Source organism: Paenibacillus allorhizosphaerae, assembly GCF_042659105.1.
Taxonomy (GTDB): Bacteria; Bacillota; Bacilli; order Paenibacillales; family NBRC-103111; genus Paenibacillus_G; species Paenibacillus_G allorhizosphaerae.
The window spans coordinates 83,780-105,940 of record NZ_JBHSRV010000001.1; the positions used below are offsets into that span (position 1 = coordinate 83,780).

General features: G+C 50.1%; 17 protein-coding genes and 1 pseudogene. All 18 read right to left on the bottom strand.

All coding sequences use genetic code 11. From position 1 onward, the window contains the following. Positions 1-17: 17 nt before the first annotated feature. The 18 genes and pseudogenes from ACFQI7_RS00330 to ACFQI7_RS00415 all read right to left on the bottom strand — a co-directional run bounded on the left by ACFQI7_RS00330 (position 18) and on the right by ACFQI7_RS00415 (position 22,067). Positions 18-1,487 (bottom strand): sulfatase-like hydrolase/transferase, encoded by a 1,470-nt coding sequence (locus tag ACFQI7_RS00330; RefSeq protein ID WP_218096424.1) that lies wholly within the window; start codon positions 1,485-1,487, stop codon positions 18-20. Then, on the bottom strand, positions 1,484-2,878 hold the full coding sequence (locus tag ACFQI7_RS00335) for a sulfatase family protein (RefSeq protein ID WP_218096425.1): 1,395 nt from the start codon (positions 2,876-2,878) through the stop codon (positions 1,484-1,486). The genes ACFQI7_RS00330 and ACFQI7_RS00335 overlap by 4 nt, the downstream gene beginning before the upstream one ends. A gap of 44 nt (positions 2,879-2,922) precedes the next feature. Continuing rightward, a complete protein-coding gene (locus ACFQI7_RS00340) occupies positions 2,923-4,293 on the bottom strand; it encodes a sulfatase family protein (protein WP_218096426.1) in 1,371 nt (456 codons plus the stop codon). A gap of 28 nt (positions 4,294-4,321) precedes the next feature. Then, positions 4,322-5,623, bottom strand: a complete 1,302-nt coding sequence (locus ACFQI7_RS00345; RefSeq protein ID WP_218096427.1) for an extracellular solute-binding protein — start codon at positions 5,621-5,623, stop codon at positions 4,322-4,324. A 42-nt stretch (positions 5,624-5,665) separates the two neighbouring features. Next, entirely contained in the window at positions 5,666-7,150 is a 1,485-nt protein-coding gene (locus ACFQI7_RS00350) for an ABC transporter substrate-binding protein (protein ID WP_218096428.1), read from the bottom strand. A 107-nt stretch (positions 7,151-7,257) separates the two neighbouring features. Continuing rightward, entirely contained in the window at positions 7,258-8,178 is a 921-nt protein-coding gene (locus tag ACFQI7_RS00355) for a TauD/TfdA dioxygenase family protein (protein ID WP_218096429.1), read from the bottom strand. A 203-nt stretch (positions 8,179-8,381) separates the two neighbouring features. Beyond that, positions 8,382-9,806, bottom strand: a pseudogene (locus ACFQI7_RS00360) (sulfatase-like hydrolase/transferase). 190 nt (positions 9,807-9,996) lie between these two features. Beyond that, the gene (locus ACFQI7_RS00365; protein WP_218096430.1) at positions 9,997-11,595 is read right to left on the bottom strand and encodes an arylsulfatase; all 1,599 of its coding nucleotides are present in this window, start codon (positions 11,593-11,595) and stop codon (positions 9,997-9,999) included. Positions 11,596-11,613: 18 nt separating this feature from the next. After that, entirely contained in the window at positions 11,614-12,939 is a 1,326-nt protein-coding gene (locus ACFQI7_RS00370) for a sulfatase family protein (RefSeq protein ID WP_218096431.1), read from the bottom strand. Positions 12,940-13,000: 61 nt separating this feature from the next. After that, positions 13,001-14,446, bottom strand: a complete 1,446-nt coding sequence (locus ACFQI7_RS00375; RefSeq protein WP_218096432.1) for a sulfatase family protein — start codon at positions 14,444-14,446, stop codon at positions 13,001-13,003. Between the two features lie 5 nt (positions 14,447-14,451). Beyond that, positions 14,452-14,622 (bottom strand): hypothetical protein, encoded by a 171-nt coding sequence (locus ACFQI7_RS00380; RefSeq protein ID WP_218096433.1) that lies wholly within the window; start codon positions 14,620-14,622, stop codon positions 14,452-14,454. Positions 14,623-14,645: 23 nt separating this feature from the next. After that, positions 14,646-16,112 carry a sulfatase-like hydrolase/transferase gene (locus ACFQI7_RS00385; RefSeq protein ID WP_218096434.1) on the bottom strand — a complete coding sequence of 489 codons (1,467 nt, stop codon included), beginning with the start codon at positions 16,110-16,112 and terminating at the stop codon, positions 14,646-14,648. A 66-nt stretch (positions 16,113-16,178) separates the two neighbouring features. Beyond that, on the bottom strand, positions 16,179-17,468 hold the full coding sequence (locus ACFQI7_RS00390) for an ABC transporter substrate-binding protein (RefSeq protein ID WP_218096435.1): 1,290 nt from the start codon (positions 17,466-17,468) through the stop codon (positions 16,179-16,181). A gap of 90 nt (positions 17,469-17,558) precedes the next feature. After that, positions 17,559-18,914: a sulfatase family protein gene (locus ACFQI7_RS00395; protein ID WP_218096436.1), complete on the bottom strand. Its 1,356-nt coding sequence runs from the start codon at positions 18,912-18,914 to the stop codon at positions 17,559-17,561. A 37-nt stretch (positions 18,915-18,951) separates the two neighbouring features. Beyond that, positions 18,952-19,242 (bottom strand): hypothetical protein, encoded by a 291-nt coding sequence (locus ACFQI7_RS00400; RefSeq protein WP_218096437.1) that lies wholly within the window; start codon positions 19,240-19,242, stop codon positions 18,952-18,954. 313 nt (positions 19,243-19,555) lie between these two features. After that, positions 19,556-20,440 carry an AraC family transcriptional regulator gene (locus tag ACFQI7_RS00405; RefSeq protein WP_218096438.1) on the bottom strand — a complete coding sequence of 295 codons (885 nt, stop codon included), beginning with the start codon at positions 20,438-20,440 and terminating at the stop codon, positions 19,556-19,558. A gap of 236 nt (positions 20,441-20,676) precedes the next feature. Next, a complete protein-coding gene (locus ACFQI7_RS00410; protein WP_218096439.1) occupies positions 20,677-21,549 on the bottom strand; it encodes an SDR family oxidoreductase in 873 nt (290 codons plus the stop codon). A 101-nt stretch (positions 21,550-21,650) separates the two neighbouring features. Further along, complete coding sequence (locus ACFQI7_RS00415; RefSeq protein WP_218096440.1) at positions 21,651-22,067, bottom strand: Rrf2 family transcriptional regulator; 417 nt, start codon at positions 22,065-22,067, stop codon at positions 21,651-21,653. Positions 22,068-22,161 lie beyond the last annotated feature (94 nt).

The following is a 22,161-nucleotide window of genomic DNA, read 5'->3' on the forward strand; positions in this document are numbered from 1 at the left end:
CTGCGATACCGCTTCGTTTAATAATCCGAGTAATCCGACGGCCACAAATCCATCCTGCCAAAACCGATCTGTTTCCCCCACTGTGTCAAATATTGCACGTCGGCTATTTTACTTGCGACGGTCTCCCGTATCCGCTCCGGTTTCCAATCGTCCAGCAACAGACTGAGCAGCTCATTGCGAACGCCGGCGTACGCTTCAAGCGGAAACAGATCGCGCTTCTCGTGCGGGTCGCTCTCCAGATCGAATAACTGTGATGCATGGCTGTTGTAATAGTTCAGCTTGTATTGCTTATAGCGGATCATGCGGGAAGGCCCCAGCATCTCGCAAAACACCGGCCGCTCCGTCCAAAAGGCATCTTGGGCTGCGACTGCGCCTGCCAGCAGCAGCGGTCGCAGATCATTACCGTCGAGTCCCGGCATTTCCGGGGCTCCGGATAGCCCGACCAGTGTCGGAGCCAGATCAAGCAGACTTACCGGCACATCAACCATGCGGCCTCGGGCGAACTGAAATTCGGCGGTTTCTTGAGACAGCGGGTGCCAGATCATCGGCACGGCAGCCGATCCTTCGTAGAAGCTTTGCTTCCAGAACATGCCATGGTCGCCTGCCATTTCACCGTGGTCGCTGACATAAACGACGATGGTATCTCCGGGCAGCGAACGCGCCGCCTCCAGCACCCGGCCTACGTGCCGGTCCAATTGCTGAACAAGTCCCGCGTAGCTGGCACGCACTCTCCGGACATCCTCGCTCGTCGCATTATCGATTTTTAACCGCTTGAACCAATCGGCCACCCAAGGGTGCGTAGGTTCTTCATCCCGCGAAATCGGCTCGATGCCATCCATTGCCGCGGATGTAGACGCGTACGTGTCCGGCGGGCATATAAACGTCGGGTGCGGACCGTAATAACCGACCGTAAGAAACAAGCTTCGGTTCTCGCCGCTGCGGAAGCGGGTTTCAAGAAGCTGCTCGCAAGCATCCGTCACCGCTTCATCGTACCGTATTACCGGGCTGTCTCCCGGTCCGGAAAGCTGAAGCGACAGCATGCCTTGCGCAGCGGTTCCTTTCAGTCTGCCGTAGGGAGCGGATTGCCCGCCGTTGTACGTGGGCGTAATATCCCCGACGAGCCGCCGCTGGTAGCCGTGCCGCTGATCCGGACCTTTGAAATGCATCCGACCGCATAGCACCGTCTCATACCCTGCCAACCCCAGCGCATGTACAAAGGTCGGGATATCGGTGGCGAGTTCGTGCTCGTTGCCCCACACTTCGGTGCGGTAAGGATAACGTCCGCTGAGCATGGACATACGGGAAGGTACGCAGAGCGGCGCATTGCAGTATGCATTCGTGAAACGCACACCGCCTTCCGCCAACCGATCAAGATTCGGCGTGTCCAGGTACGATGCTCCCGCGCAACCCATCCAATCGGCTCGGTGCTGGTCGGACACGATCATGACGATATTAGGCGCTTGTTTCTTCGTGTACACCTCGGTCACTCATAATCTTTCACCTGCTCGCGCAGTCGGCTCAGCTCCGCTTTTAAGCTATTTACGACCGCGGCATACTCCGGCCGGGCGTATACATTGTTCAATTCGTTCGGATCTTTCTCCAGGTCGAACAATTCCCATTCCTTTGGCGTCGGAATGTCGTTCGCCCCTTTGCAGCCGAGCGCCTCGCCGTAATAATAAATCAACTTGTGCTTCTCGGTACGGACGCCGTAATGGCTGGTGACGGCATGGGGTTTATCCATGTGCATCCAATACCTGTAGTATACGGTCGTTTGCCAGTTGTCCGGCACATGCCTTTGAACGACCTGGCGGATGCTGCTTCCTTGCATATCGGACGGGATATCCACACCTGCATAATCAAGGAAGGTCGGCGCAAAATCGACGTTCAGCGCGAAGGCATCCGTATCGCTTCCTGCCGCAATCTCCCTTGGGTATCGCATAATAAACGGCATCCGGAGCGACTCTTCGTACATGAACCGCTTATCATACCATCCGTGATCTCCCAAATAAAACCCTTGATCCGACGTATATACGACAATCGTATCCTCCGTTAATCCCTCCGCATCCAAATAATCGAGCAAACGTCCGACGTTCTCGTCAATGGATGCGACGCAGCGCAAATAGTCTTTAATGAAATGCTGGTACGACCATTTTTTCGCTTGGGTCGCGGTCAGCCCCTCCGGAGCGGCATATTTCGGTACATTCCTCGGTAAATCCTGGTCTATTCGCATTAACGCAGCGCCGGCAGCTCTTCCCCGATTTCGGTAATCGTCGTAGAACGTAACCGGTTCCGGAATCTCCAAGTCGTCATACAGCTGCGCGTGCTTCTCATCCGGCTGCCACGGTCCGTGGGGTGCTTTGTAGTGGCACATGAGCAGAAACGGCTTGTCTTGATCCCGCTCCTCAAGCCAATTGAGGCAAAGATCCGTCGTCACGGTCGTCACATACCCGTCTACTGTCCGTTTTTCACCCATTTCAATAAATTCGGGGTTGTAGTAGCGGCCTTGGCCCGGCACAACGTTCCAATAGTTAAAGCCCGTCGGATCGTTATCGCCGCCGTGCCCGAGATGCCACTTGCCGATGAGCGCCGTTTGGTAACCGGACGCTTGCAGCAGCTTCGGAAACGTCTGTTGTCTGCCGTCAAACCGGTCCGCCAGCGTCTTTACCCCATTGTGATGGCTGTATTTGCCGGAGAGAATCACTGCTCTGCTCGGTGCGCATATCGAATTCGTGCAAAAGCAATTATTCAACCGTATGCCGTCATTTGCGATACGGTCGAGATTCGGCGTTTCGTTGATTCGGCTTCCGTAGCAGCTCATCGCTTGGTAGCCGTGATCATCGCTCATAATGTATACGATATTCGGTCTTTTTTTGGTCATGGGGTAAACCTCCATATTCGGATTGCTTCGTTCGCTGCCGAACGTCAACGGGAGACTTCGGCAAACCGCTGCTCCAGCTGCGCGGACAAGCTGCGGACAAGCTCGGGGTGGACGCTCGCTATGTTATGGAGTTCATGAGGATCCGATTCCATATCATACAATTCAATATATTCGTCGCTATTCATAATTAGCTTATATTTATCGTCGCGAATGCATCGGAAATGTTTGCAGGAACTGATTATATCGCTACGGTGATGCTTTCCGGGGTTCTCGAGCAGCAGCTCCGCGATCGATAACGCGTCGATTCCGTTTTGAGCAGGCAGGCCCGCCAGTGCCCCGACGGTTGGATTCAAATCGATCAATTGTACCATTGCCTTGGATACGCGCCCCGCTTCGATACCGGGCCCGGCTATGACTAGCGGTACATGGATGGACGGCTCGTAGGGCAATGTTTTGCCGTACAATCGGTGGTCGCCCAGCATTTCCCCGTGATCGCTCGTAAACACGATGTACGTATTGTCCAACATTCCCCGCCGCTCCAGGGCGTCAAGAATCAAACCGATCTGATCGTCGATAGCCTCGATGGCCGCACAATATTGCCGGCGTGATACAGCGATTTCGTACGGTTCGATCGGCTCTTCCTTCCTCCTGACCCATGCTGGCTTACCGTCCGTTTTACCGCTGGCCGCTTCAGGCACCTGCGAGTGACGGTATTTGTCGGCGTATGCTGTCGGCGGATCGAACGGGGCATGCGGCCCAACGAAGCTGACGAATGAGAACCACGGAAAATCGTCCGGTACCGTGTCTATCCACTGTGCCGCCCTGCGGCCGATGTAGCAGTCCTCAAACGCTTCCGTCGGCAGTACCGAATCACGGAACGATTGATCGTATCCGTTTTTCTTTCCCCGGTTTCGATAATCTTCATAAAAAGCCTGCAGCAGCCCGAGCTGCTCAAGATAATGCGTATAGGGACCGATCGGCGTCGGAGAGGAGCCGGCATGCTGCTTGCCTTCACATTCTTCCGGGTGGGTGAAGCCCCACTGATACGTGCTTGGCCTATCCCCGTACCTTCCGTTGTAACGATCCGATTTGTTCAAATCGAGCTTGCCAACGCAATGAACGCGATAGCCGTTATCGCGAAACCGTTGATACATTGTCACATGCCGGGTATCCAACACATGCGTGTTGTCGACCAGACCAAGGCGCGCCGGGTCAAGGCCCGTAGCCAGAGAAATGCGCGCGGGCACGCAGAGCGGGGAATTGGTGTAACAGTGGGTGAAGCGAATCCCGCGCTCTGCCAAATGGTCTATATTAGGCGTTCGGACATACTCCGCCCCCATACATCCTAAATAATCGAATCGGTGCTGATCGTCCATGATAAACAGTATGTTTGGTTTTCTTTCTGCTTGATTCATCGGCAAACGTACCTCCCTGCTCATGTTATTATTTGGACTTTTCCGAAGCAATCGCCTTGTTGATGGCCTCTTCCGCCTCTCTCAATACGGTGTTGATATCGCTTGTCCCGGATCTCAGCTTCTCCGCCGCCTTGTTGATCGGAACGGAAGCCAAACTATCGTAGCCGGTAACCGGCAAATTCGACAACTGCTGCTTATACGCCGCCTGCAAATTTTTCCCCTTAAATAAAGGCTGATTGGCACCCAGCTGCTTAAGAATGTCCGGGGAACGCAACGGAGTGAGAAATCCGTCCCGAACCAAACCCGTTTGTACCTCATCGGACAGCAAATATTGGATGACCTGGAACGCTTCTTCCTTCTGCCTGCTTGTCGAAGTGATTGCAATCGCCACGCCATCCGCCTGGGGATCGGTAAGTGGCGCTTCTTTGAAGGTAGGAAAGCTCACGACATCCCAGTTCATATCGGGCACTTCCGCTGCGCGGTTGATCATTCCGAGCAGGCCGGTAGCAAACATGGCGATCGTACGATCTTTTAAAAATACGTCATAACCGGACTTCTCGCCGATATTCCCTGGAATTTGATAGATGCTTTCATATACGTCGGCAATCGACCTCCACTGCGGCGTCGTGACGGCAGCTTTGTCGTTTCTATCAACGTAAGTCGCCGTCAGCTGTCCGCGCAGCAAACCCAAGTTGTTGAGATCCAATCCCCGGTACTGGATGTCGTTCTCCTGCTGCGTCAATTTTTTGGCGAGCTCGATCGTTTGCTCCCACGTCATGCCGTCTTTTGGATAAGGAACTCCGAATTTATCAAAAATGTCTTTGTTATAAACAAGTCCGTATAACGTTTTCTTGTCGGGTAGCCCGATAAGCTGCCCGTTTTCGCCTAAATCTTGAATCGTCTTGAGCAGTATCGGATCGAAGCGGTTTAGGTCGTAGTCGTATTTCTTTATTAGCTCCCGCAGGTCGTATTGCAGTCCGAGCCGCATCAGATTGCTCTTCAGTTCATCCTTCGGAACGATGACTATGTCGGGTGTATCCCCTGATACAATGAGCTGATCAAGCGGCTTTTTATCTACGCCAAGACGCTGGATCGTAATTTGCGGATATTTTTTGTTCATCGGTTCGACCACTTGACTTTTGAATTCCGATTCCGGCATGCCTGCATATATTTTCAGTGTAATCGGCTTGATCTCGTCAGCTACTGCCTTCTGTGATCGCTGAGCCGTCACTTCTAACGTCTCTTTATTGTCCACGCTGCATCCGGCGGCCGCCACGATGACAAATAAGCCTAACGGTAAAGCGATAGCCGCTTTCGGAATGATTTTCATGCCCTTGTCTCCTTACATCTATTCGATGAGGCTTACCGAATGTCAATCTTTTTTCGTTAACCCGTAATCCTCAGCCGTATAATCTTTCTCAGCATTCCAATTCGGAAATGTAAAATCGTCCGGATTGATCTTCGTCCCTTTGTTTTGAACTTTACCGATCGCATCCTGCAAGCCTTTATTCATTTTTTCATTGTATTTTTTCAAGGTGCCTTCAGCGTCTTTTTGAGCGCCGGTAAGCAAGGACTGAAGCAGCTCGCTGAAATTGGGTTTGACATTCGTTTGTTCCAACGTTCCCAGCTCAACGATCACCTTTGCCGCTTCCGGATTGCGAACCGCGGGGTCGGGACGCACACGCATCAAATCGCGGTGCAGCTGCACGAAAGTTTCATACTCGGGATACGGATAAAGCGACTTCTTTTCATTTATGGCGGGAAAAGGCGTAACCGCTACGGCGCTGTTGATATATTTCTCATAAAAAACAGCGGAGGCGAACGCTTCGTTTATGAATTTCCCTACCTCCTCTGCATGCTTTGTTTTGGATGAAATCACATATCCGGATGCCGCAGCAGGGATGTAATATTGGGTCGGCTTATTGCTTCCCGTCGGGGACGGAACAGGCGCCAGCCCCATCTTCACTTCGGGTACATCGCGTTTCGTAATCCACATTCGGGCTCGACCGTCTACTAAGAAGCCGGCTTTCCCTTGACCGAACAGCACGCCGGCTTCTACCGTTTTCAAAGTATAAGAGGAAGGCAATATGGTACCGTCCTGCTTCAATTGCGACAGCAGTTGAAAAGAATCCAGAATCGCTTTTGAATCATAAGCGTACTTTCCGGTTTTGAAATTAAAACCCGTAGCTTCCTGAGGCGAAACGGTTGCGGCGAAGCCCTGCACAAATGTCGAAAGACCGGTCTCAGCGCCTCCGAATACGATCCCGTACACATCTCCGCGGCCTTTGTCCGTGATCGCTTTGGCCATTTGCCGCAATGCATCCCATGTTTTCGGCGGAGCATTGGGGTCCAGCCCCGCTTTTTGCAGCACATCTTGGTTGTAGTACAATATGCTTCCAAGCTGCGGCCCGGCCAATGGCCAGCTGTAGGTTTTGCCGTTTATGACGTTGATCCCCTCGGAGAAAGAACCCGGGTAAAACTGCTGCTTCCATGTATCCGATACAAACTCATCCAAAGGACGCGCCAAACCCAGGGCTACCATGGTTCGAATGTCGGTACCTCCCGGATTGAAAAACAGATCCGGCAGCTCATTCGAGGCGATAGCCGCCTGAATGGCTGTGTTGTATTCAGGCCCAGGCATATACCGCGCTTCCACCCTGATTTTACCTGCATACTTCTTGTTAAAATCCTGAACCGTTCTTTGTCCCGGACTTTGCTCCCCTTTCCAAAAATCGTGAGAGCCCCATACCTGAATGAGTATTTCTTGCGAACTTGCCACATCCTCTTTTGCGCATCCCGCGGTAAAAAACAAGAGAACACCCAATAATGCGAATAGAACCGGCATTTGTTTTTTCATATAAGCCACCTCCGACTTATTAAAAAACTTGTTATCTCAACGGATAACAAGTTTTTCGGCCTCCTTGAGTAAAGCATTGTGATCTTCAACGATGCGATCCGGTCCCCCTAATACGTGCGGTCCCCTACAATGGCTACGCGTTCGGCTATGCGACGGTGAGGATAATAATCGGATACCGCGTAGTGCTGGGTGGCGCGATTGTCCCAGAAGGCTATCGAATTCGCCTCCCATTGGAAACGTACTTGATACTCCGGAATGAGGACTTGGCGGAACAAGTACTGAAGCAACTGCTCGCTCTCCTCTAAATCAAGACCGACGATCCGGGTAGTAAAGGATGAATTCACGAACAGCGTCTTTCGTCCGGTTTCCGGGTGCGTTCGTACTACCGGGTGTTCGGCTGCCGGGAATTCCGCCTGCCGTGCGGCCAGTTCATCCGGCGGCAAATTACGTCCGAAGGAATGAGTGAAGTCGTGGATCGCAGTAAGACCGTCAATCCGTTCTTTGATCTCGTCAGGCAGGTTGTCGTATGCGGCGCCCATATCGGCCCATATCGTGTTGCCGCCGGCAGGAGGAACCTCGACTAGACGGAGTATGGCTCCCAGTGCGGGATTGAGCCGCCAAGTTACATCCGTATGCCAGTTGCCGAACCGGATTGGATTGACGCCTTTGGTGAAGCGGACAATTTCGTCCGTATCCCCCTGCGGCAGAAACGGATGGGTTTCCAATTCTCCCCACAACCGGGCAAATGCCTTTTGCTGCTCGCTGCTGATGCGCTGGTCGCGAAAGAAGATGACCTTCCACTCCAGCAGCGCCCGATTCAGTTCCGCATGAAGCTCGGGAGAGATAGGTTGGCTCAAATCCACGCCGGAGATTTCGGCGCCGATGATCGGACTGAGCGGTTTGACGCTGAAAAGCGTATACGTCCGTTCCTCAATACCTTCCGGGAGACGGCGCAGAATAGCCGATCCCTTCGGATTACCGCGCTCCGGCAGGGACCTCAAACGGGATAATTCAATGATTTCAGACATTTGTCAAGCTCCTCTCGTATTGGAATGAATAATATACCTTGTATTCATATGTGATTAGGCGGGTTTAATTCAGAATAAATGTTTCGACTGTATATGTACATATCATTACGTCTTGATATATTTATCATTTCGTCTGTTTTCTCACACGACCCCCTAGGGGAGGCGCGTCTTCTGATCGTTCGGATGTTTTGCAGCGGTCCAGGTCATTGCCCAGCACCTTCCGCCAACAAAACCGGCCGGCCGGCCCAAGGGTCGTTCACTTCGCGCTGCCAGTCCGTCAAAGCTTCGGCCAGCTGTTCCAGCTTGCCGGCATAGACCGGATCACCCGCCAAGTTTCGCATCTCCGCCGGATCTTCTTTGAGATGGAAAAGCTGAATTCGATCCTCGCCTGCTTCCTTACGTTCGGATCGATAGTACCGGATGAGCTTCCACTCGCCGTCGCTCACCATTCGCTGAATGTCTTTATATAAAGAAAACACGGTGCTCCGGCTTCGCTCCCGCTCTCCCGTAATCAGTGGAACCAAGCTTTGGCTCTCGACCGTTTCCGGTACAGGGATGCCGATGAGATCGCACAACGTCGGAAACAGATCGAAGGAGTACGTTAAGGCGTCCGCCCGTGTGCCTGCGGGAATTCCTTTCCCGCTTATGATGACAGGCACGCGCACGCTGTGATCGTATAAGTTTTGCTTGCCCATCAAGCCGTGTCGGCTGATAGCGATGCCGTGATCGGCGGTATACACGATGATCGTATTTTCAGCGTCTTCTCTTTAGTTTAACGCCTCAATAATCCGCCCGATCTGCGCGTCCATATGGCTGATCATGCCGTAATAATCGGCAATATGCCGGCGGACGACTTCCGGCGTCCGGGGCCATTGCGCCAAACGCTCATCGCGGTTTTGAAGCTCGCCGTTGTCGAAAGGGTGCTCCGACAAGTAGTTATCCGGCAAATCGATGGCTTCCGGGTCGTATAAGTCCGCATACTCCTTCGGAGGCGTACGCGGATCGTGCGGAGATGTGAACGCGACATATAGGAAATAAGGCTGCGCCTCATTGCGATAGCTTTGCAGAAAATCGACGGCGGCATCCGCAAACAACTCCGTGGAAAATCCATCACCGATGTACTGTTCCTCTTTCGGATATTGTCCGCTCGGATCGAAGTGATGCAGCGGCACATTCCGATGATCGCTCATTCCGCCGAAAAACAAGCGGGCGCCGCTGCTGAACGATTTGGCGAAGGTACAGATATCGTTATGCCATTTGCCGGTAGCGTAAGTGTGATACCCTGCCTCCTGTAGTACTTGAGGCAGTACGGCAATCTCGGGATTGATTGTCCTTATGCCGTTCGGATCGTCGACGGTTTGACTGACCGAGGCGCGAAATACATTCACGCCGGTATGCAGCGCCGCCCGGCTGGGCACGCAAACGGCCCCGACGAGACCGCCCATAATATGGACCCGCGTAAACGAAACGCCGCTTTCCGCCAGCCTGTCAAGCACCGGAGTTTGAATTGCGCGGTTGCCGAAAGCGCGGATCCCGTCGTAGCGATGATCGTCCGCAACTAAAAAAACGATGTTTGGCCGTCTGTGATCGGTTGAACCCTGTTTTTCCGTTTTTACGAGATTTCCCATCCCATTCGTCTCCTTTTTTCACGATTGCAGAATTGCACAGATCTTAGCGCAGGCCTGCCGTATAGCAGCCCGTGGCCGTTAGCCCCCAGTGCATCCCATCGCAATTGATCCGTTTAGAGAATCAAAATATTCGGTCTTTTCATTTGATTCACTCCTCAAATAAAGGGCAACGTTAAGCTCTGCGTGCCGTTTATTTTTCAATTCGGCGTTCCCGTTCTTTCAGAGCTACGATTTTCTCCCTGGGAATAACGCCGCTGCGATCCGCCCATATCTCGTATTGTTTGCTTAGCTCAGCTACGATGTCCGGATATTCGCCGGAAAGATCATTCGTTTCCGTACGATCTTTTTCCATATCGTAAAGCTCCCAGGAACCGGGATACTTCTTTACCAGCTTCCAATTACCGGTACGGACGGCGGCATTACCCTCATGTTCCCAGAACAACGGACGATTCTCCCGCGTATCCCGATCCATGACGGTAACGAGACTATTTCCTTCCAGCGGCACAATTTGTCTGCCTTTATAGGTTGCAGGATACGATGCGCCTGTAATTTCGAGTATCGTCGCCATAATATCCGTCAATTGGCCCGGGGTGTGCCGGATAACGCCTTTATCGTTAATCGACTCCGGCCAATGCACAATAAGCGGAGTTGCGATCCCTCCCTCGTGAACCCAGTGCTTATACAAGCGGAACGGCGTATTCGATAAATTTGCCCAGGCTGCCCCATAGCTTTGATACGTATTTTCGGCTCCCGGCGTAATGTCCCTGCGATTTCCAAAGGAGACAAGCTCGTTACGTTTGGTCCGCTCTCTGCCGATCCCTTTGTTAACTCGAGCCGCTCCCGACCCCGGAGCCAATTCTTCCGCACAACCACCGTTATCGGCAAGAAAGAAAATGATCGTATTCTCCCACTGGCCGGTATCCTTTAACGTTTGCAAAATAGTGCCTATGCCTTGATCCATCCGGTCAATTTGTGCGGCATACACTTCCATGCGGCGCAGCTGCCATGCCTTATCCTCGGCATCTTCCCATCTGGGCTGCTCCGGATCCCGCTCCGTCAGCTTCCAGGATTCATCTATTAGGCCCATCGCGATCATACGCTTCAAACGCTCTTCCCGCAGCCGATCCCAGCCTTCATCGAATCTCCCTTTATATTTCGCAATATCCTCCTCGTGAGCGTGCAGGGGCCAATGCGGCGCGGTATAGGCAACGTACTGAAAAAAAGGCTTATCCGGATGCTGTTGAACATGCTCCTTAATGAACTGCACCGCATACTCGCTGATGGCATCTGTAAAATAGTAGCGGTCGTCGTTCAGCGCTTCATGCTCAACATTCTCATTATCGCGGGTTAACGTACCCGGATAAAAATAATTGGCTGCGCCGGCCAGTATCCCGTAAAAACGGTCGAATCCGCGCTGGATCGGCCAGGTGTCGTTCACTGTCTTCGTATTTGTGGCCACATGCCATTTGCCGCTCATATAATTTCGATAATCGTTGTCACGCAACACCTCTGCAATCGTTACGCATCGACCGTTCAAATTGCCGGCGTAGCCTTCAGGTCCGTCATCGTTTATCAAAACTCCGATTCCGGTCTGATGGGGATGCAACCCGGTGAGCAAGGAAGCGCGCGTCGGGCTGCACCGGGCCGTATTGTAAAATTGGGCGAAGCGGATACCGTTATCCGCCAGCGAGTTCAAATTCGGCGTATCGACTTCGCCGCCATAGCATCCGATATCCGAATATCCCATATCATCATTTAAAATCACGATAATATTCGGTCTGTTACTCATTTTCTTTTTCCCTCCGAACTAATTTTTCTGTTTGATTTCATAACGCAATGCATCTTCCCCCAGAGCTTCTATGCGTTCCGTAACGAGCCGATCTTGTTTCTCTGCAGCGAATGTGAACAGAAGATGACGTAATTGCCGCTCCTGAGGCTCGCTGTCGGATTGACCCGCCTTATTGTTTAGTTCGAAAGGATCTTCTGCGGTGTCGTATAGATGGGTCGTCTTCAAGCTTGACAATTCAAGCGCAAGCAGATGCCGCTTCGTCCGGATGGCGCGGAATTCTTCCACCTGCCCCATTTTCCCTTCAATATACACCGCCTCCGGTCCGAGATTCGGATCGTTCTGTACGATAGCTTGGGACAGATCGTTTCCTTGAACCGCAGTTGGCACCTCAAGGCCGGATAAAGCAAGCAGCGTCGGCATAAAATCTACGGTATGGAACAATGCCTCGTTCTCCGTTCCCCGTCCGAGCTTGCTGGGAAAACGTATGATAAACGGGATATGAATCGCTTCTTCAAGCGGGCGTCCTTTACGATATAAACCTTGCGAACCGAGCATGTCCCCATGATCGGAGGTGAACACGAGTATGGTATTAGCGCTCAAACCATGAACGTCCAGCGCCTCGATGATTTTCCCCAAATTTTGATCCAAGGCGGTAATATGCGTATTGTAGCCCGCCAATTCTTGCCTTGCCTTGTTCGCTTCGTTGGCAGGCACGTTGGGCCTCAGCTGTATGCTATCGGGCTGCAGATCGTTCCAACGATCGTCTCTTCCTTGCTCCGGATGAAAAGGAGTATGAGGCGGACCCCAAGACATAAACAAGCAGAAGGGCACACCTTTATTATCTTCAATGAAGCTTACCGCGAGATCGGTTTGATAATCCGGCTCATACCCCTCGGCCTGAATCGGTACGGGCTCATCCCGGTAATACACCGAATCCCAATAGTTGTGCCCTCGGTTAAATGCCGCCCAATAATCAAAGCCCTGCCTTCTCGGTCCCGGCGGTACAAAGCCCGGCTTTTCCTCCCCGTCCATATGCCACTTGCCGATATATCCGGTTCGGTATCCGTGATCGCGGTATACGTGAGCAATCGATGTGATATCCGTTCGCAAACGCAGGTTGTTCGTAATAAGGCCGTGCGTATGCGAATACAGTCCGGAAATGATCGAGGCCCTGGCAGGCGTACAAACAGGATTTGACGTGTACGTCCGAGTTAAGGATATCCCCTCGTCGATCAGCTTTTGCAAGTTAGGGGCAATGACATTCGGATCCCGTATGGGTAGAGACTCTTCTCGAAATTGATCCGCAAATATAAAAACAAGATTCTGCTGCGTTTTGTTTGTCATTTTTTGCTTCATCCTCCTTTGAAATGTAAAGTGAACCTATCCGACTTTTGGGGATTCAGACTTAGGTTACATCGGCCTCCTCTTTTCGTATCACCTCGTAGGCCGGCTTTCGCAATCCGCGAAGAAATTCCGCGATGGCATTGAGATGCTCATGAACGACAGGACGCCATTGTTCTTCAGAAGCCAAATTCCGCGTTTCTTCCGGATCATGATTCATATCGTACAGCACATAGCGCTGATCGGGCGCTTCTTGTGCATACTGAATGAATTTCCAACGGTCCGAACGTGCCATTACTTGCATCGGCACACTGTCTGCGCTTTTCAGTCCCTGTATGCTGAAGGTGAATTGTCTGCTCTTAACTAAGGCATTCTCGCTTTCACCGCCGACAATCAAACCGGATAAATCAACGCCGGATATGTCATTCGGCATCTGCTCTTGAGTTCCCGTTAGGCCTGCGAGAGTGGGAAATAAGTCCACATGGTTGATCAGCTTGTCGTTCACTTCACCGGCAGGAACGACGCCCGGCATCCGGATAATGAGCGGAACGCGCGCCGAAGAATCGTACATTTGATTTTTGAGCCACAGTCCTTTTTCACCGGCCATATCTCCGTGATCGGAGAAGTACACAACCAGGGTGTTTTCTGTAAGTCCAAGCTCGTCAAGCGTATCAAGCAGCTGGTTGACGTTATTGTCCATCCAGCTAATACTGCCGTAATATCGCGCCCTCGCCAGCCGGTGCATCTCCTCCGTATTGTGAAACCACCCGGCTTTCTCCGCCATCTTGTAAACAACCGCATTGCTCTCCAATTCCCCGGGAACAGTCTTCGGCAAGTCAATGGATTCGGGGTCATACATGTAGTAATATTCCTTCGAAGTATTCCAATACCAATGCGGCTGAACAAACGAAACGTGCAGGAAAAACTTTTCCGATGGATGCGACTTTAAATAATGAACCGCTTCTTTCAGCATTATGGCATCCGTCTCTAACGATTCGTCGTTGACCACCTTGCCGTGCAGACGAGATGGTTTCTCTCCGCGAATATCGGTAATCGAATCGAATATAAGCTTATCAGCCGGATCAAATTGCGGCGGGTTTGATTTTCTGTTCGCTTTGATCTCCTCAGAAATATGCTCCGTACTGTATCTGTAATCATAGCCGTACTCGTAAGACTCATGGTTGGTGTGCATTTTCCCGATACAAGCCGTTGTATATCCATGCTGCTTGAAATGATGCGCCCAGGTCCGGTTTCGTTTATCGAACACGTGCGAGTTGCTGAGTTGGCCGTGCTCGAGCGGATATTGACCCGTGATAAAGCTTTGCCGGGTCGGAGCGCAGATCGGATAAGCGCAGTAAGCCTTCGTAAACAGTGTCCCTTCGCTGGCAAGCCGGTCCAGTCCCGGAGTACGGATGATCGGGTGGCCCGCGCAGCCCATTATTTTGGCATTATGCTCATCCGACGTAATAACTAATATATTCCAATTGTTTTGTACCATCTTATCAGCCATTCCCTTCAACCTGTAAAGTATATGTTCTCAGCAATCCGTTCAAGTACAGGAATACGGAAGATGTCCTGGGTGCCGTAATCCTCCCATTCTCCGCACTTTTCATCACCCAATCTATCCGAATCGATGATCACAAGATCGGCTTGTCGGAGAAACATTGGGGTAGTTTGGTTCAGCATAAATACCACTCCCTTACGACGAATTATAAATCCGCGATACCCGGCCCATAATCGGCGGTTGCTACGGTGACGTACTTGTTAAAAATCGTATCTTCAGACTGGAAAGCATGCCGCCACATCCGTTGGTACATCTCTTTTTTGAGCGACGCCATTTCGGGCAGCTCGGCAAGGTTGTTCATTTCATACGGGTCATTCCGCACATCGTACAGCTCGTCGATATCGGTTGGGTGATAAACGAATTTATACTGATTCGTCCTGACCATTCGGCTTGTGTAATAAACTTCGACTCCGTTGCATTGAGCGTATACCGATTCCCGCCAACCGTCGGGCTCTGCATCGTCGAAGAACGGCATCAGACTGGCGCCGCTGCATTTGTTCAGCTTTGATGCACCGGCAACATCGATTAATGTGGGAGCAATGTCCATCAACGTGACAAAATGTTCGACGGTTTTTCCGGGACTTTTGATCAAGCCGGGGCAATGTGCAACCAGCGGTACTCTGTACCCTTCGTCAAAATGGCTCAGTCCTTTCGCATACAATCCGTGTGCCCCGGCATGTTCCCCATGATCGGACAGAAACAGCACCAGCGTATTATCCAGCTGCTCGTTACGCTGAAGCGCATCCACTACTTCGCCGAACAGATCGTCGATCATCGAACAATAGCCCCAGTAATGGGCGATCGATTCCTTGACTTCTTGCTCCGACAAGATGTCGAACACTTTCCGCATTCTCCTGTATAAGGCCGGCTTATCCGTTAGTGTGTCATTGTAGTTGGGCGGCAGCTCGATGTCATCCGGGGAGTACATGGTTGCATACTTTTCCGGAATAATGAACGGATCATGCGGACCGGTGACACCGATATACAGGCACCACGGCTTTTCACCGTCTTTTAGTCTGTCCAGTTGCTCGATCCCTTTTCTAACGACTCGGTAATCTCCCAATTCTTGAAGAGCTTTTGGCGAAGTCCCGTATAACTGCACGTTCCCCCATCCCGGTCTTACGATCTCCCCTTTTTTCCGGGAGGCTGCCGATAGATCCTCATCGATCTGCGCCTTGTTCTCTCTCCACTTATCCCGGTGTATGCCCATATATGCTCCCACGCCCGCATTGACGTGGAGCTCTTCCCAGCCTCTGTCTTTTGGATTCTCTGTTGCGGAAACATGCCATTTTCCGCTGAAAAACAGCTGATATCCCGCTTCCTTCAGCTTCTCGGAAAACGTCTCGACTCCGGGTTTCAAGGATCGGCAGATGGCCTGTTCATTAGAGACGTTGTTGTAAATCCCATGCTGCGAAGGGTACAATCCCGTCATAAAAGAGGCTCTTGCCGGACAACAATGAGCCATCGGCGGATATGCGTTCGTGAAGCGAATCCCGTCCCTGGCGATGCGATCCAAATTTGGGGTTCGGCAAGGGTGTCCTGGAAGCGTTACTTGCGCTTGCTGCTGGTCGGTCATAAATATAAGAATGTTGGTCCGGTTGTGCTTCGACATATTATAAACACTCTCCTTTACAGGTTTATGGTGATTACCGACGGCAATTTTCTATAGCAGGTTCATCTATCTCTTTAATTCCGCTTCGATCAGCTTGTTCGCTGTATCCTCCGCTTCCCGCAGCGCCGTATTAATGTCCGCTTCCCCTTTCATCACTTTGTTGATTGCTGGCCCGATCTGGCTTTTGGCAATATCCGTAAATTTGTCATTATAGCGGTTAACCGCCGGCGTATTATATAATATGGCTTTTACGTTTTTTCCTTTCAATGAATGAAGATTGGAGCCAAAGTTTTCTTTCATTGCGGGATCCTTCAAGCCGGTCAAACGGCCGCGCTTATTCATCTCCGATTGATTCGCTTCCTCCGTTACAATCTCCATCACCTTGAAAGCCGCATCCTTATGTTTGCTTGTTGAAGTCATCATCAGCATGTGCGTTGCGGCCTCTGCGTCTATTCTCGGTGCTTCCGGAAATGTCGGGAACGAAACCAGGTCCCAATGGACCGGCTTCCCTTGATTATGCAAATCCTCCAGCTCTCCGATCCTGGCTCCCTTCGCAGCCGACATCGCCAAAACCTGGTCTTTCTGAAACGTTGCTATATTGTTCGGCGGCTGATTGCCCGGAATATCCGTAACGGCTTTATGGGCCTGGAACACGCGTACCCAACCGTCGCCGCTCAGAGTAGCTTTTTTCGTATTGGGATTATAGGCGCTGAGCGATAGCTGTTCCGCTTTAAGTTCTACTCCGCCTGGATGGAGGCCGTAATATTGCTGCCCGTCGTCGATTCGGGTCAGCTGCCTGGCTAGTTTCGTCACTTCTTCCCATGTCATGCCATCTTTAGGGTAAGGAACACCAAATTTATTAAAGATATCCTTGTTGTAAAATAGCGCCGTGAAATTAATCGAAAACGGAATCGCGTAGATTTGGCCTTGTGCTCCAAGAGACTTGATCGTTTCGATGACATTGGATTCAAAACGGTTCAAGTCAAATTTGTTCGCTTTAATCAACCCCGATAAATCCTCGGCTGCATTTAGATCTTTGAATGTTCGGACTCCTGCACCGTTCGTGAAGACGAGGTCCGGCATGTTTCTGCTGGACACAAAGCTTTCCGGCGTTTTCTCTTTGTCGGCGTGTATGAGCTCTATATCAATATGCGGATATTTCTTTTTCACCGGCTCGGCGATCAAAATACGGAATTCCTCATCGCTGATATTCGCTCCGCGCTGGTACATTATCAGTTTGACGGGCTCGAAACGGCTTTTATCGGCATGTCCGGTACCGCCAGTCTCCCTCCCGCCGCAGCCGGAACTGATCAGGATGAAACCGGTAAGCAGCATGAGCAATCGATTATTTTTCATAACGGTCAGCTCCTTCTTTTTATTTAAGTCACAATGAACAATGAAAAGTCTTAACAATTCAGCCCTGAAATGTTAAGACTTTTATTCATTTCAAGATTTGGATTGTGAGAGAAATTTACGGTACGACTCCGTTACCGGATCATACGTGGAACTCATTGCATAGAGCAGCTCTTGTCTCATATCGTTCACAATGCATTTATAATCCGGCAGGTCAATCAAATTATTCAGAGCGTCGGGATCTTTCTCGAAATCGTATAATTCTTCTTTTTCCCTGTATTGAAAAAAACGGACTCTGGCCGCTACCGACTCATCCAGCTCCGCTGCTTTCTGCATCGCTTTGAAGCTCATACCGTTTTGCGACTCGTTAACGAAAACGTTCTCTTGATCGGACCAGTCGTTATAAATGTATCCGAACTGCTTGTTTTGCACGCAGCGCATCGGGTAATCGCGCTTCCCCGAAGTCTGGTTAAATACCGTAAATACTTTCGTTCGATACGGCTGCGTCTTGCCGAAGAGCAGATCTGCGAATGACCTGCCGTCCACTCCGCCCGCCTTAGAAAGTCCGACGGCCTGCAGTATGGTCGGCATAAAATCGATCCCGGAAATAAAATGCTGCTCATCCACCGTCCCCGGTTCGATTTTACCCGGCCAACGAGCGATCCATGGCGTCCGGGTGCTGGTCAAATAACAGTTCGTTTTGGCAAAAGGAAAGGCCATTCCGTTATCGCTTAAAAACATGACAAGCGTATTATCCTCCTGTCCCGATTCCTTAAGCGCTCTTACAATTTCCCCTACCGTGCAGTCGCAGCGATGGACAGAAGCAAAATATTGTGCGAGCTCTATACGTACATCCGGAAGATCAGGTAAAAATCCCGGAACTTCGATTTCATCGGGCGCAAATCGTCGCGTTACTTCCGTATGCCGGCCAAACTTCTTGAATTCCTGTTCGCTTCCTGCAAATGGGCGGTGCGGATCGTGAGAATTGGCCATAAGGCAAAATGGCTCTCCCTCTCGAACCGCATCCTCTATAAACTGCTTCGTATATCGGTAATATACGGAAGGATCCCGGCCATAGCCATTGGCTTCATCCTCCGTGCGGACGTAGGCATCCCAATAAAACTTGTCGGAGGGTGCCAAATGCGTTTCTTTGCCAATAATGCCGTTTCGGTATCCTGCCTTCTTCAGCAGCTCCTGCAGCGTGACCACATCGCGGTTTATCGGACCGAAGCCGAGCGCTCCGTTGCGGTGCGGGTATTTGCCGGTCATAAGCACCGATCGGGAAGGCTGGCACACCGCAATCGTCATATGTGCGTGTACGAACCGGATCCCTTCCTGGGCCAGCCGATCGATGTTCGGCGTTATTCCAGGAATTCCGCATCCCGCAACCCCCGGTGAATTATAGTTCAAATCGTCAGCGGTAATGAGCAGTATATTCGTTCGAGTCATTGAATGTATTGTCCATCCTTTCTAAACGTTGAAGTCCCTACTTTTTGGCGTTTTTTATTTCCGCAAACACGTGATTTGCCTGATCGTCTGCAATCCGAAGTATTTTGTCGACATCCGCACCGTTCTGCCCCATATTTTTTTGCGCATCGGCAAGCACTGCATAAATTTTGTTGTCAAACACCGTACTGACCGGAGCGGTGCAGGCTTTTCCTTGAATAATCCTTCCAGGTTTTCCTTTGAATATACCGAGTTCCTCGGTATACGATTTTTTGAATTCCGAGTTAAACCATTTCTCCCGGGTGACGCCGTATTTCAAAGTGTTCACCATATCGTGATGCCAATCGTTTGAACGGTGATCAAAATAACTCAGTATTCCTATGATATATATTGGAATTAATCTTAATTTTAAATTATCCGTGTCGATTGTGGAATATCATTATGTTTTCCTCTATTTATCATTATGTCGAATCCTTCCACCGCCTCTCGATAGGCCGGTTGCCCTCACGTTGAAGCATCCTCCTTGAACAATGTCAATATCAACTCAACCGCAATAATATAGTATTCCAATATAATAAATCGGAATTAATGCAGCATTTAATCAAAGTTATACAATGATGTATGAGAATAACTATTTAGTTCATCTATACTTGATTGTCTATCTGCTTTAGTTTTACGGATGCTTTTATCCTATAATCCGTTGGGGAAACACCAAAAAAATTATAAAAAGCGCGGGAAAAAGAATACAGATCCGGATACCCGGTGGAGAGCGAAATTTCAGTAATACTTAAGGTTGTATTCATCAGCATCTCGCTGGCCCTTTCCATACGAAGCTTTATCAAATATTGTCTGGGGCTCATGCCGAGCAAACGGTTAAATTCATTGTAAAAATGTGAACGGTGCACTCCCGCGACCTGAACGGCCTCCATCACCGATATCCCTTCCATAAAATGGGTATTAATAAAATCTATGCTTCTCATTAACCATTCGTTGACGTATGCCTTACTCGGTAAACCGCTTTTATTATTCATTAACATGTCAAAAATGTTGTATAAGGCGACTTGTGTTTTCAGCCCAACGTTTTGTTCCTTTTTAGCAACGAGGTTGAACAATTTTTTGATCCACTCATATAAATCAGGAGTCAAACAATTACGAAGGAAGGGTTGGTCTTCAGAAACACCGATAAGCTTCAAAATGGAAGAAGCCTGGACTCCGTTAAAAGCGATCCAACACATTTGCAAAGGTAACTCCGAATCGAAGTCGACAACATTGTAACTATACTTTATGTTCGGATAGAGGCAAAATATATCTTTTGGCTTCAAATGGACCACTTCGTTTCCATGCGAGAGGAAAACCGATCCGCTGATAATAAAGTGAACGGAGTAACAATCGATAATCCGCGTGCCAACAAAATAATTTGGTTTTGCTCTGTTTTGTCCAACACGGAGCGGCCATATTCCGCCCAATTTTTCACACTCCGATGGCGTGTGACGGTAATTTTCCCTAAATTCGTACGAATACTCCTTCATGAATCCACCTCTTACTTCAATGTTTCATCCATAGGTTGATCAAAAAAAAGACGTAGCCTCCCGTCCATTTAACAAAATGAAACGTAAGCTGCGTCTCCGGAGTTCCGGTTGAACACACAAATATGATTAATATGATAAATATGGTAGCACGGTCCATCCGAAGTGTCAATTTGTATATCATTCGTGCCAATATCGTGAATTGACATTACGAAAGGCCGGTTATGAATGGAGTTCGATTAATTTGTTGGAGAGATTCCGTTAACGATTTGAGTCAATGCCTCACGGATCGAAGTAATCGGGCGACCGAGCAGTTTTTCAAAATCGTTGCTTTCGATCTGCAGTGTGCCTTCCCGGATTCCCTGCTGAATCCCTACGAGTATGGGGATGACGAATTCGGGTACACCTGCGCCTTTCATGATGTCGGCATAAGTGGTGTCGTCAACCTGTTGCACGGATACCTTCTTGCCTAATACCGTGCCAAGAGCAGATGCCAGCTCTTCTTGAGTCAACGGTTTCCCCGAAAGCTCATAAATCGTATTCTCGTGTCCGTTCCCCGCTAATACTGCTGCAGCCGCCTCCGCGTAATCTTGTTGCAGTGCCCACCCCACCTTGCCGGATCCGGCAGAGGTTACCCAAGGAGCTCCTGCCATCACGCCTTGAATGCTTGAAATTTCATTCTCCAAGTACCAGTTGTTGCGTAAGAAGGAGTAAGGAATGCCCGTTTTGACGATGGCTTCTTCCGTAGCGCGGTGAACAGGAGCAAGGAAATTCGCGCTTTCCGTTGCATTGGCTATGCTGGTATATGCAATAAATCGAACACCGGAACGCTCTGCAGCGGCTACGGCATTGGTGTGCTGACGAATTCTTGTTTCAGTGTCTCCATCCGCAGAGATAATCAATAATCGATCGATATTTGCAAAGGCTGAATTCAATGTTTCCGGACGGTCAAAATCCCCTTGCCGAACTTCTACCCCACGCGCACGTAACCCTTCCGCTTTCTCTGGATTGCGGACACTTACAGCCAGTTGACTCGCTGGTACAGATTTCAATAGCGTCTCTACAATTTTCGTTCCTAATCTCCCTGTCGCGCCGGTGACTAACATTTTCATTTTCTATTCCTCCAAATCTAATTTGTTGTAGTTGTTATTGTTATAACCTTTATAGTTACAACAAGTTTATAAAATAAAAGCTCACTTTAAGGAGCTCTCATTTATTTGAACCTTGCTATGAGTTGGCTCAAAGTCGTTCGTGCCAACCTGTGTTCCATTGCAGATTGAGCTTCGTTCAACTCGGATTGGAGAACCGACTCAATGTTCCGCCCGACCGGACAACGTTCATTCGGATCTTCGTGAAAACGGAATAATTGGTTTTCTTCAATCACATTTACAGAGCGATAAACATCAAGAAGCGTTATTTCATCAGGTGTCTTGAGCAGAGAAGCGCCTCCCACCCCCGGCCGTACTTCCACTAGTCCCGCTTTTTTCAGCATTCCCATAATTCTTCGAATTACCACGGGATTTGTATTTACGCTACCTGCGATGAAGTCCCCGGTGCATTCGTTTGAACTGACAGCAATCAGGGAAAGAATATGAACAGCGATTGAGAAACGCGTGCTTATTTGTTTCAATTACATCACCACCGTTGTAACCATTATAGTTACCACCAAAAGTAAAGTCAATAAGAAAAGGCCACCCACCTTATCGGCAGCCCTTTCCAGATGT

Excerpts from the sequence above, each read along its gene's own strand:
- ACFQI7_RS00355 (WP_218096429.1), bottom strand. The coding sequence starts at position 8,178 with ATGTCTGAAATCATTGAATTATCCCGTTTGAGGTCCCTGCCGGAGCGC.
- ACFQI7_RS00335 (WP_218096425.1), bottom strand. The coding sequence starts at position 2,878 with ATGACCAAAAAAAGACCGAATATCGTATACATTATGAGCGATGATCAC.
- ACFQI7_RS00380 (WP_218096433.1), bottom strand. The coding sequence starts at position 14,622 with ATGCTGAACCAAACTACCCCAATGTTTCTCCGACAAGCCGATCTTGTG.
- ACFQI7_RS00400 (WP_218096437.1), bottom strand. The coding sequence starts at position 19,242 with ATGGTGAACACTTTGAAATACGGCGTCACCCGGGAGAAATGGTTTAAC.
- ACFQI7_RS00375 (WP_218096432.1), bottom strand. The coding sequence starts at position 14,446 with ATGGCTGATAAGATGGTACAAAACAATTGGAATATATTAGTTATTACG.
- ACFQI7_RS00390 (WP_218096435.1), bottom strand. The coding sequence starts at position 17,468 with ATGAAAAATAATCGATTGCTCATGCTGCTTACCGGTTTCATCCTGATC.
- ACFQI7_RS00405 (WP_218096438.1), bottom strand. The coding sequence starts at position 20,440 with ATGAAGGAGTATTCGTACGAATTTAGGGAAAATTACCGTCACACGCCA.
- ACFQI7_RS00385 (WP_218096434.1), bottom strand. The coding sequence starts at position 16,112 with ATGTCGAAGCACAACCGGACCAACATTCTTATATTTATGACCGACCAG.
- ACFQI7_RS00340 (WP_218096426.1), bottom strand. The coding sequence starts at position 4,293 with ATGAATCAAGCAGAAAGAAAACCAAACATACTGTTTATCATGGACGAT.
- ACFQI7_RS00370 (WP_218096431.1), bottom strand. The coding sequence starts at position 12,939 with ATGACAAACAAAACGCAGCAGAATCTTGTTTTTATATTTGCGGATCAA.
- ACFQI7_RS00395 (WP_218096436.1), bottom strand. The coding sequence starts at position 18,914 with ATGACTCGAACGAATATACTGCTCATTACCGCTGACGATTTGAACTAT.
- ACFQI7_RS00345 (WP_218096427.1), bottom strand. The coding sequence starts at position 5,623 with ATGAAAATCATTCCGAAAGCGGCTATCGCTTTACCGTTAGGCTTATTT.
- ACFQI7_RS00350 (WP_218096428.1), bottom strand. The coding sequence starts at position 7,150 with ATGAAAAAACAAATGCCGGTTCTATTCGCATTATTGGGTGTTCTCTTG.
- ACFQI7_RS00365 (WP_218096430.1), bottom strand. The coding sequence starts at position 11,595 with ATGAGTAACAGACCGAATATTATCGTGATTTTAAATGATGATATGGGA.
- ACFQI7_RS00410 (WP_218096439.1), bottom strand. The coding sequence starts at position 21,549 with ATGAAAATGTTAGTCACCGGCGCGACAGGGAGATTAGGAACGAAAATT.